The following is an 11034-nucleotide window of genomic DNA, read 5'->3' on the forward strand; positions in this document are numbered from 1 at the left end:
ACTAACCTACATTTCGTCCAGCTAAAAAATAATCTTCAGTGTTTTTATTCTTCTGAAGCACTACCCAAACTGCTACTCCTATAAGTGCCAAAAGATAGGCAGCCAACACCCACCAATCGGCTGTTTCCAAAATTGATTCCATAAAAACTTCTTAGGTATATTGATTCAAAATGTTCTCGAACAATTCTTGTTTGCCACTTATTTGTTCAGGCTCTTCCTGTTCACTTGCATAATCATACAAATCCATCAATGCTAATTTACCACTTGAGAATTCTGCTCCTTTTCCCGAGTCAAAAGATGCGTATCTTTTATTCAAAAGAGATTGGTATGGTGATTCCTTCAATACCATGTCTGCAACCAAAAGAGCTCTTGCGAAAGTATCAGCACCTCCAATATGGGCTAAAAAGATATCTTCCAAATCGGTTGAGTTTCTTCTTGTTTTAGCATCAAAGTTGATCCCTCCACCCTGGAGTCCTTCTGATTTAAGAAATACAAGCATAGCTTCGGCCGTTTCAAGAACGTTATTGGGGAACTGGTCCGTATCCCATCCATTTTGGTAATCTCCCCTATTTGCATCAATACTTCCTAACATTCCGGCATTAGCGGCAACCTGCAGCTCATGCTGAAAAGTATGTTGGGCCAATGTAGCGTGATTGACTTCTATATTCAGTTTAAAGTCATTCTCCAGTCCATATTCCCTAATCGTATTTATAGAAGTAGCGGCATCAAAGTCGTATTGGTGTTTTGTAGGTTCCATAGGTTTTGGTTCAATAAAGAAAGTTCCCGTAAACCCTTGTCCTCTGGCATAGTCTTTTGCCATGTTTAAAAAACGACCAATATGGTCCTGTTCCCGTTTCATATCTGTGTTCAACAAAGACATGTACCCTTCACGGCCTCCCCAAAAAACATAGTTTTCCCCACCAAGGGCTATGGTTGCATCCAAAGCAATCTTTACTTGTGCTCCTGCTCGCGCCACAACATTAAAGTCTGGATTGGAGGCAGCTCCATTCATGTATCGGGGATGCGAGAAACAATTGGATGTCCCCCAAAGTAACTTGACCCCAGAGGCCTTCTGTTTTTGTTGCAGATATTCAACTATGTTTTGAATACGGTTTTCGGATTCTGCCAAAGTATCTGCTTCATCCACTAAATCATAGTCATGGAAACAATAATACTCAAAGCCCATTTTTGTCATAAATTCAAAGGCTGCATCCGCTTTTTCCTGCGCGGCCTTTATGGGGTCCGTGCTTGTTACCCATGGAAAATTTTTGGTTCCTGGCCCAAAAGGATCACCCCCGGTTCCGCATAAGGTATGCCAATACGCCATGGCAAACTTAAAATGTTCTCGCATGGGTTTTCCAGCAACAACTTGGTCTGGATTATAGTACTTGAATGCCAAAGGGTTGTCCGAATCCCGGCCTTCATATTTGATTTCTCCGATTCCTTTAAAAAATTCTTTATCTCCAATAAGTGTCATGATTAACTATTGTTTATGATTAGCTCAAGTTCTTGTTTCCAGTTATTGTACGCTTTTTTATAAGATGTAACATCCTCTAAAGGCTTATAGGTTTTTACATAATCATTTTTCATAAATTTTGAAAAGGTTTCGAATCCTTCCAACGTAATTGCACAAGCTCTTGCGGCTCCAATTGCCCCGGTCGTATTATATATTTCAATTTCTTTTTGGGTCAAGGTCGCAATGGTTTTTGCAAAAATTCCTGACCTAAACAGATTATCATTCCCCGCACGAATTATCTTAGAGTCCATACCATCCGACTCCATGATTTCCATTCCATATACAAAAGCAAATGCAATACCTTCTAGGGTTGCCCTACAAGCATGGGCTTTGGAATGGCGGTTCAAATCCAAGTTAACGATTCGCGTTCCGACATCTTTGTTTAAAAGCATACGTTCAGCTCCATTCCCAAAGGGAATGACGCATAAACCATCTGATCCAATCTCTATCTCGTTGGCCAGTTGATTCATTTCTTTGTAGGAGGAAGCCTGAAGATTATTTAACAGCCATCTATATTGTATACCTGCTCCGTTTATACAAAGTAGTTTTCCTATATTTCTTGTCTTGCCAATGGCATAATTGACATGGGCAAAGTTGTTTATCCGTGAAGTTTCTTTTACCGAAAGATTATCCGTGATTGCATAAACTACTCCAGAAGTTCCTCCGGTAGCGGCTATCTCTCCAGGGTTGAAGACATTTAAGGACAAAGCGTTGTTAGGTTGATCCCCAGCTCTATATAAAACAGGTGTGCCCTCCAAAAGTCCACTTTCGTTGGCTCCAGTCTTAGAAAGCTCTCCCTGATTGGCGAATGTATCCACAACATCCGGAATTAAATCTTTTTTAAAACCATAATAGTTTAAAACATCCTTCGAAACTTCATCATTGATAAAATCCCAAAAAACGCCTTCAGACAATCCAGAAATAGTAGTATTCATCATTCCAGATAATTTATACGCGATAAAATCCCCCGGTAGCATGACTTTATGGATTTTATCAAATATTTCCGGCTCATTCTCCTTAACCCATTTTAGTTTGGACGCTGTAAAGTTGGCGGGAGAATTCAATAAGTGTTCATCACATTTTCGAGTTCCAATTTGATCATACGCCGTATTTCCAGTTTTTACAGCTCTGCTATCGCACCAAATTATCGATTTTCGTAAAGGAGTTCCGTTCTCGTCAAGTAGCACAAGACCGTGCATTTGATAGGCTATGCCAATTCCTTCTATATTTTTTTTGGAAATATTATGGTTGGTTTTTAGTTGTTTGATACCATCGCATATATATTTCCACCAATCTTCTGGCGCTTGTTCTGCCCATCCCTTTTGCGGTGAGTGAATGACCATTTCTTTTTCAGGTTTCTGGACCACCTCAATGCTTTTTCCTGTAGACTTTTCAACAAGGGCTACTTTCACGGATGAGCTTCCCAAATCTATACCTAAATAATACATTGATTTCTAAGTTATTGGACTTACTCAAATGTAAAGAATGTTAGACCCAAATGATAGTTTGGTTAAAGAAATCAATCGAACAACAAAGCCTCATGAATAATAGCACATATTCAAACATTATTTTAAATTACTGAAAATCAATTATTTAAATTGATTTGATTTTAGCGAAAAATTTTCGCAAAGGTTTTCGTTCTTTTTTCGTAATTACAATCCAATCATCCATTCTTCTATAGTTAATAGGTTTCTTAAAAGTTTAAAATTTTGGGTAGAGGCATACAAATTCTCTATATTTTTCGTTGTAGGTAAAAACCTACATTTAAATAATACTATTATGACATAACATTATACATCCGTTTCTGCTAGCATATTGGACTACGAGACACATATGAAAAATAAAAACAATAGCATTAAATACGTATTCCATGCACAAAGCAATTTCCTCTCAAGAAAGGCTAAAAAAATCTGTCGGTTTGATTGTGGGTTCTTCCCTATCGGCCTTCATACTTTTATCTACCTTAATCTTATGGTTGAGTCAAGACTCATTTACCACATCAACCTGGATAGTGGCGTCTTTTCTGCTGGTCTCTATATTAGTTACCGGAACCTATGCTTATAGAAGTATTACTAAAATGTTTTATGCAGGACAACGCCTCCTGCAAAATGACGCCAAAAACAAAGCCATTCTTAAAGATGCCTCAGATGGCATAGTAACCTTAAAACAAGATTGGACCATCTTATCCTATAATAGAACAGCTGAGAAGCTATTTCAATATGAGTTCAAAGAAATCAGAAGTAAAAATATCGGTATGCTTTTGTCTAATCCATCTGAAGTATACAATGAAGGATTGGAAAAAATCCAACATACCAGCAAGAATCAAAAAGTTACATGTCAAAGAAAAGATGGAACCCTATTCCCCGCTCATTTGTCCATCACCGAAGTCCATGTAAATGACACTAAAATATGGACGGGGGTGTTTCGAGATCTCACTGAAGAAATTCAACAACAAAAAGAAATTGAAAACAGAACTGTAGAAATCGAAAGACAAACCTGGGTTAAAACTTCGGTTTCACAAGTATATGATTCTATAAAGGGCGTGCAAGATATAACCGCTCTTACCACAATATTGAGTGGTGTAATCAGCAAACTACTTAAAGCATCTGTCGGTACTTTTTATTTGGCTGAACATCTTTTCGAAGACGATTCGGACGAATTGAAATTGTACGGGAGTTATGCCTTTAAAAACACAAAAGAATTACCCGTTAGCTTGAAAATAGGGGAAGGATTAGCAGGTCAATGTGCACTTGAAGGAGAGATACTTTACCTAAATGAAATTCCGGAAGACTACCTAGGAATTAACTCCAGTTGCGGAAAAACACCTCCTAATGAAATAGCTATAATACCAATTAAACACAATAAAGAAGTTATTGGTGTTATGGAATTTGGCACGGTGGACAAGTTCAATGAAGCTCAACATGAGTTTATCACCGAAATATTCTCATCAATTGGCATTATCATAAAAGGTGTTGTTGAAAGAGTTAAAACGGAGGAATTATCCGTGGAGGTAAACAATCAAATTTCTGCTATAAACCGGTCAAATGCGGCAATTGAATTTGATTTGGATGGACATGTACTTACAGCCAACGATTTGTTTCTAGATTTAATGGGTTTTACCCTAGAAGAAATCAAGGGTAAACATCATAAAATATTTGTAGGAAACAACTATGCCAAATCGGAGGAATACAAGAATTTCTGGAAAGAACTCAAAAATGGCAAGTTTGAGCAAGGAGAATTTGAAAGACGAAGAAAGGATAGACAACCCGTATGGATTCAAGGATCATACAATCCAATACTTGCCCCATGTGGAAGTCCATACAAAATTTTAAAAATAGCTGTAGACATTACAGAACAAAAACAAATTCAGTTTGAGGTCCAAAAACAAAAGGAAATTGTTGAAGCCCAGGAGGAAGAACTTAGGGTCTCCAATGAAGAGTTGACCAAACAGGCCAACCAATTACAAGCATCTGAAGAAGAATTGCGCCAACAACAAGAAGAACTGGAAAAGGCCAATGTACTGTTAGAAGAGAAGGCCCAACAACTTGAGGAACAACATTTGGACATGGTGGAAAAAAATGCCGCTTTGGAACAAGCCCAAGCCGCTTTGGTCATCAAAACTGAAGAACTTGAGAAAAGCGGAAAGTACAAATCCGAGTTCTTGGCCAATATGTCACACGAGCTTAGAACTCCTTTAAACAGCGTCATTATACTTTCAAAACTGTTGAAAGACAATAAATCCGATAACCTCACTGACAAGCAGATAGAGTTCGCTCAAATCATAAATAAATCAGGAGAAGACCTTCTCAGTTTGATCAATGAAGTACTCGATCTGGCCAAAGTGGAATCAGGTAAAATTGAACTGGAAATTGAAACTCAGGACTTGTTTGGGTACGCAGAGGAAAGCAAAAAGGCTTTTATGGCCATTGCCGAGGATAAAGGAGTGAATTTTGTTTTAAACGTCGACAACTCACTGCCAAAAACATTTGTCACAGATAAACAACGTTTAAATCAGGTCATCAAAAACTTACTGAGCAATGCCTTTAAGTTTACAGGTCAGAAAGGTACTGTGACATTGGATTTCAAGAACAGTAAAACTCTTCCAAAATTCACAAATCCTTCATTGCTCAAAAATGAAAGTGTACTCCAGATTTCCGTTACAGATACGGGTATCGGTATAGCGCCAGAAAAACTAAGTTCCATTTTCGAGGCCTTTGTACAGGAAGATGGAACTACCCAAAGAAAATATGGCGGAACCGGACTTGGCCTGAGTATCTCCAAAGAACTGGTAAAGCTCTTAGGAGGTGAAATCTTTGTTGAAAGCGAATTGGAAAAAGGCTCCACCTTTACCTTGTACGTTCCATTCGATAGCTCAGAAGCGATTCAACAAGAACACAAGGTCGAAAACGAAATGGAAACCGAGGAAACCACTGATTCTAAAAAGGAAAGTACGTCACAAGTAGAGGAAACCAAAACGGATTCCAATCCAAAGGGTAAAAAACTTGAAGCAGTCATCGCGGATGATCGTGACCAACTCAAAAAGGATGACACAATCCTATTGGTTGTAGAGGACGATCTACAGTTTGCGAAAGTGCTTTTAGATCAAGCTCGGGAAAATGGTTTTAAAGTATTAGTTACGGATCAAGGGGATAAAGCCCTTGAACATGTTGAAGAATACCATCCGAGTGCCATCATTTTAGATATGCAGCTTCCTGTAATGGATGGCTGGACGGTACTCAAAAAATTAAAAGCAAGCGAAGAACATGCTCATATTCCAGTTCATATTATGTCCGGAGTGGATAAAACCAAATTGGGACTGGAAATGGGGGCTGTTGAATACTTGATAAAACCCATTGCCCTCGAAACCTTAGAACATACATTCTCCATGATATCAAAAAAGACCGATGGAGCAGATGTAAAGAAGGTCCTTATTATCGAAGACGATGAATCTAACAACCAAGCGCTTCAAGAAATGGTAAAAAGTAAGAGCTTGGAAGCAGTAGCGGCTAAAAACGCCAAAGATGCCCGAAAGTTGTTCAAAAATGAGCAACCTGATTTGGTTGTTCTAGACCTAGGCCTGCCAGATGTAGACGGAATTGAATTATTGAGTGAATTAAAAACACAGAAAAAAGAAACTCCGGTCATTGTCTTTACAGGTCGGGAATTGACCAAAAAAGAGTTGAAACAAATTGAGCGCCACAAGGACACCTCTGTGGTATTAAAGACCAACAAATCTTATGATCGTCTTTCTGAGGAAACCGAACTTTTCTTGAACATGCTCAATTCTACACAAACAGAATATCCTGTTTTACCTCCAAAGGAATTTAATTCAGAAGATATCATCAAAGGAAAACGAATCCTAATTGTGGACGATGATATGCGAAATATCTATGCATTGGAAACGGTTCTGGAAGCCGAACAAGTACAGGTAACTGTTGCAACCAATGGGGCCGAAGCAGTTGAAGAAGTGCAAAATGGGGAGTTTGATGCCGTATTAATGGACATAATGATGCCCGTAATGGATGGTTATGAGGCAACCAAGAAAATCAGGGACATGGGGAATACAAAGCTTCCGATTATTGCTTTGACTGCCAAAGCTATGAAAGGAGATCGTGAGAAATGTTTGGAAGCAGGTGTGAGCGACTATATGTCCAAGCCTTTGGATGTAGAAAAACTATTGTCCCTATTAAAAGTATGGTTATATAATTAATGGAAGCACTACTGGAAATAACAGAAACCGAATTGGCAGATTTTATTCAAATCACCAATAATTTGTACGGTCTTGATTTTTCGGGATACGCACAAGAATCGTTGAGAAGAAGAGTGTTGCGATTGATGAAACTCAATACCTGTGATTCGTTCACATCTTTCAAATATGTTTTGGCAAACCATGGCGTGAGCGATGATTACCTCTTAAATGAAATTACGGTGAACACCACAGAAATGTTTCGTGATTTTGAAGTTTTCAAATTTTTGAAAGAAGAGGTATTCTCAATTTTGGAAACTTACCCAAGAATCAACATTTGGCACGCCGGATGCTCTACAGGTGAAGAACCCCTGAGCCTTGCTATACTTTTAAAAGAACAGGGACTTCTGAAAAGGTCAGTTCAATATTGCACCGATATTAATTCTGAAGCCTTGTCCAAGGCAAAAAAAGGAATTTATGAGTTGAAGGAAATCAAGGAATACTCAAAAAACTATTTAAGGTCAGGTGGTGAATTTTCCCTATCAGATTATTATGTAGCACACTATGGCAAAATCAAAATGAACAAAGAGCTGGGTCAAAACATGCTTTTTTCAAAACATAACTTGGTAAATGGCACTTCCTTTAATCAAATGCAAGTGATTATGTGTCGTAATGTTTTTATATATCTAACATCAGAGCAGCAAAATCGAGTTTTACGCTTGTTCGTTGACAGTTTGGCTCCACGCGGATTTTTGATTTTGGGAGCTAAGGAAAGTGCGGTCTTCTCACCTATTTTAAACGAATTGGAAATAATCAATGGTAAACTCAAGATATACAGAAAAAAAAGATAACCGGAAATCATTCAAAGTGGTACTCTTTTGCGGTTCGGCTGGTGCAATAAACGTGTTGGAGCATTTTCTGTTGTCCCTTGAACCCGATATGGGAGTTGCCATTGTAGTTGTATTGCATAGAAAGGTTGATGTTCAGGACCATCTAGCTAAATACTTGGATAAAAAAATAAATGTAAAAGTTATGACCGTGGAACATGGAACAAATCTGGAAAAAGGAACCATTTATATGGTTCCCGCAGGTTACCATTGCATGCTGGAAAAAGAAATGACCCTGAGCCTTGATCTTAGTGAAAAAGTTAAGTTTTCAAGACCTTCGGCGGACGTTTCCTTAGAATCGTTCTCATATCATCTAAAGGATAGACTTATTGCCATAATCGTCAGTGGTGCAAATTCTGATGGCGCCGACGGGGTGCGCTGGGTACAAAAAAGAAAAGGGATAATCATTGTTCAAGACCCTTCAGAAGCCTTCGCCCAATCAATGCCCAACGCCGCTATTGAGGCACTGGGAAAAGTAGATCACATAGTGCCAACCAACCAAATCCATAACACAGTTGCAAAATATTTTTAAAATGGACAAAGCCAAAATTCTTATTGTTGATGACCTTGTCGAGAACCTGTACTCCCTAGAACAGATCATTGAAAAGGAAGATCGGGAAATAATTTCCGCAACAAGTGGCAATGAAGCCTTAAAATTAGCAAGGGCCAACGAGTTTGCTTTGGTGATTACCGATGTTCAAATGCCAGAAATGAATGGCTTTGAGTTCATTGAGATTTTCAGGAGTAAAAAAGAAAACCAACATGTTCCTGTAATATTTGCCACGGCAATAAATAAGGAGAAACAATATGTCATCAAAGGTTATTCCGAGGGAGCGGTGGACTATCTATACAAACCTCTGGACCCAGACATTGTATCCGCCAAGGTCGATATTTTTGTGACTCTTTATAATCAAAAGAAAGCACTGGAGCATCAAAACCAAGAACTCGAAGCTTTGAACAATCTTAAAAACAAGTTTTTGGGAATAGCTGCCCATGATATAAGGAATCCATTGGCGATTATCGAATTTTATTCCAAATCATTGCTCACGGAACTAAAACCGACTTTAAAAGATTCCTCTAAAATCCAAGAACTGGAAAACATCGTGGTGTCAACCAAATTTGCCCAGAACCTAGTCAACGATTTTCTTGACATAAGCAAAATGGAATCTGGAAATATTGAATTGATTGAAGAGATGGTTGGGGTAAATTCATTTTTGGAATCCAACATCAAATTCAATCAAGTCTTTGCAAATAAAAAAAGTATCGAACTGGTCAAAAAAATTAAAGTAGACGACCTTAAAGCAGCCTTTGATAGAAATAAAATGAGCCAAGTACTCAATAACTTGATTAGTAATGCTGTCAAATTCTCACATAAAGACACCAAAATATTTCTTGAAGCTGTTGTGAAAAAAGGTGATTTGGTAATTTCAATCACAGATGAAGGACAGGGCATTCCTGACAACGAAATTGATATCCTATTCAATCCTTTTGCGCAAACGTCGGTTAAATCCACAGCAGGCGAGAAAAGTACTGGGCTTGGGCTTATGATCGTGAAAAAGATACTTGATGCTCATAATGCCCAAATCACGGTTACAAGTGAGGTTGGTGTTGGTTCATGTTTTCAAATTGTGCTTCCAATAAAAGAACTAGGTCCGCAAGAAACCATAATACAACAAACTGATGAACAAAAAATCTCAATCAGTGATGAAAAACTGAATATTGTGGTGGTAGATGATGATATCTTGATGCGCACACTTACTGAAGTGGTATTCAGTAAAGTTGGAGGAAACATAACCATGCTCGAAGATGGAGAGGCGCTTCTAGAACAGGTAAATGAAATCAATCCTGATTTGGTTTTTACCGACATAAACATGCCAGGAATCAACGGTTATGATTTGGTCAAGCAAATGAGAAATATGGGGCTAGACATTCCTGTTTTTGGATTGACCGGTCTCATCAACGATGAAGTTCAAAAGCTTTCAAAAAAATCTGGAATGGATGGCGTTTATGAAAAACCACCAGTCGAAAATATGCTTAAACACATTATTTCACAGATACATGAGGAAAAGCCTGTTTAAATCATCGCTCTTATGACATGGGAACTCCCCGCAATCTTTCAAAAGATTCATAAGCTTTTTTGACCTCATCTGAAGGGGGCCTTTTCAAACTCTTTTTCCCCAACCCGATAATGCGCTTGTAGGCTATCCAACTTTTGATGCATCAATTTAACCTGATTGGAATATTTTGGGTCGTCAATCGCATTGTAGCGTTCTTGGGGATCTTGCTTTAAATCATGAAATTCCCATGAGTCGATATCATCATAAAAATGAATAAGCTTATACCGTTTTGTTCTGACTCCGTATTGTTTTTTTACCATATGGAAGTCCGGATAACCATAATACTATTTTTAGTGTTAAAGGCCACATGCTTTCCAAATTAATGATTGTATATGATTGAACATTGTAAAATTTTGTCTGAGGTACAATTCTCGTACAAAACTGCCAATGTTTTTTAATTTTCTGTTAATCCATGTTAATATGGATTTTTTTCAAAAATGAAACGCCTACTATTGTGGTAAACCGATCACTTTCATGAAAAGACTGAACATTATTTTTTTGTTCCTATGTATTGGAACGCTTCAATCACAGGAAATAAAAACTTACCCATTGCTGGCTCCTGAATCAAAGGAAGTTGACGATTTATCATTTTTAAAGGACGAACTGGAAGGAAAACGACTCGTAATGCTCGGTGAACATACACACATGTACGGGAACATATTTGAGATGAAAGCCCGTATTGTAGAGTATCTGCACCAAGAATTGGGATTTACGACAATTTCCATGGAATCTTCCATGTATGACATCTGGAAAATGAACCAAAGTGGTTTTACGGCCAAAGGTTTCAATAACGCAATTTGGGGAGTTTGGTCAAATGCCTTGGAATTT

8 protein-coding genes and 1 pseudogene are annotated in these 11034 nt (G+C 38.1%); 5 read left to right on the plus strand and 4 right to left on the minus strand.

Features of this window, described 5'->3' with window-relative positions:
• Position 1: 1 nt before the first annotated feature.
• The 3 genes from E4661_RS19605 to E4661_RS03805 are packed head-to-tail and all read right to left on the minus strand — an operon-like array spanning position 2 to position 2964.
• The gene (locus E4661_RS19605; RefSeq protein WP_313779100.1) at positions 2-142 is read right to left on the minus strand and encodes a hypothetical protein; all 141 of its coding nucleotides are present in this window, start codon (positions 140-142) and stop codon (positions 2-4) included.
• A gap of 9 nt (positions 143-151) precedes the next feature.
• On the minus strand, positions 152-1477 hold the full coding sequence (gene xylA, locus E4661_RS03800) for a xylose isomerase (protein ID WP_136465487.1): 1326 nt from the start codon (positions 1475-1477) through the stop codon (positions 152-154).
• 2 nt (positions 1478-1479) lie between these two features.
• Complete coding sequence (locus E4661_RS03805) at positions 1480-2964, minus strand: xylulokinase (protein ID WP_136465488.1); 1485 nt, start codon at positions 2962-2964, stop codon at positions 1480-1482.
• A 422-nt stretch (positions 2965-3386) separates the two neighbouring features.
• Between E4661_RS03805 and E4661_RS03810 the strand changes: the two genes are divergently transcribed.
• From E4661_RS03810 to E4661_RS03825, 4 genes are read left to right on the plus strand one after another with little or no spacing between them, the layout of a single operon-like run.
• A complete protein-coding gene (locus tag E4661_RS03810) occupies positions 3387-7226 on the plus strand; it encodes a response regulator (protein WP_136465489.1) in 3840 nt (1279 codons plus the stop codon).
• Positions 7226-8053 (plus strand): CheR family methyltransferase, encoded by an 828-nt coding sequence (locus E4661_RS03815; RefSeq protein WP_136465490.1) that lies wholly within the window; start codon positions 7226-7228, stop codon positions 8051-8053. Before E4661_RS03810 ends, E4661_RS03815 begins: the two co-directional genes overlap by 1 nt.
• 16 nt (positions 8054-8069) lie before the next feature.
• Positions 8070-8621, plus strand: a complete 552-nt coding sequence (locus E4661_RS03820) for a chemotaxis protein CheB (protein ID WP_168796322.1) — start codon at positions 8070-8072, stop codon at positions 8619-8621.
• A 1-nt stretch (position 8622) separates the two neighbouring features.
• The gene (locus E4661_RS03825; protein ID WP_136465492.1) at positions 8623-10167 is read left to right on the plus strand and encodes a hybrid sensor histidine kinase/response regulator; all 1545 of its coding nucleotides are present in this window, start codon (positions 8623-8625) and stop codon (positions 10165-10167) included.
• Positions 10168-10232: 65 nt separating this feature from the next.
• Here the strand turns inward: E4661_RS03825 and E4661_RS03830 are convergent, their stop codons facing one another.
• Entirely contained in the window at positions 10233-10466 is a 234-nt protein-coding gene (locus E4661_RS03830; protein ID WP_240751405.1) for a sulfatase/phosphatase domain-containing protein, read from the minus strand.
• Positions 10467-10680: 214 nt separating this feature from the next.
• On the opposite strand from E4661_RS03830, the pseudogene E4661_RS03835 reads away from it, so the two are divergent.
• Positions 10681-11034, plus strand: a pseudogene (locus tag E4661_RS03835) (erythromycin esterase family protein); the annotation flags it as partial.

It is taken from the genome of Flagellimonas onchidii (assembly GCF_004804315.1).
In the GTDB taxonomy this organism is placed as follows: Bacteria; Bacteroidota; Bacteroidia; order Flavobacteriales; family Flavobacteriaceae; genus Flagellimonas; species Flagellimonas onchidii.

What these genes read in the sequence shown, in the direction of transcription:
- E4661_RS19605 (WP_313779100.1), bottom strand. Translation starts at nt 142, where the DNA reads ATGGAATCAATTTTGGAAACAGCCGATTGGTGGGTGTTGGCTGCCTAT.
- xylA (WP_136465487.1), bottom strand. Translation starts at nt 1,477, where the DNA reads ATGACACTTATTGGAGATAAAGAATTTTTTAAAGGAATCGGAGAAATC.
- E4661_RS03805 (WP_136465488.1), bottom strand. Translation starts at nt 2,964, where the DNA reads ATGTATTATTTAGGTATAGATTTGGGAAGCTCATCCGTGAAAGTAGCC.
- E4661_RS03810 (WP_136465489.1), top strand. Translation starts at nt 3,387, where the DNA reads ATGCACAAAGCAATTTCCTCTCAAGAAAGGCTAAAAAAATCTGTCGGT.
- E4661_RS03815 (WP_136465490.1), top strand. Translation starts at nt 7,226, where the DNA reads ATGGAAGCACTACTGGAAATAACAGAAACCGAATTGGCAGATTTTATT.
- E4661_RS03825 (WP_136465492.1), top strand. Translation starts at nt 8,623, where the DNA reads ATGGACAAAGCCAAAATTCTTATTGTTGATGACCTTGTCGAGAACCTG.
- E4661_RS03830 (WP_240751405.1), bottom strand. Translation starts at nt 10,466, where the DNA reads ATGGTAAAAAAACAATACGGAGTCAGAACAAAACGGTATAAGCTTATT.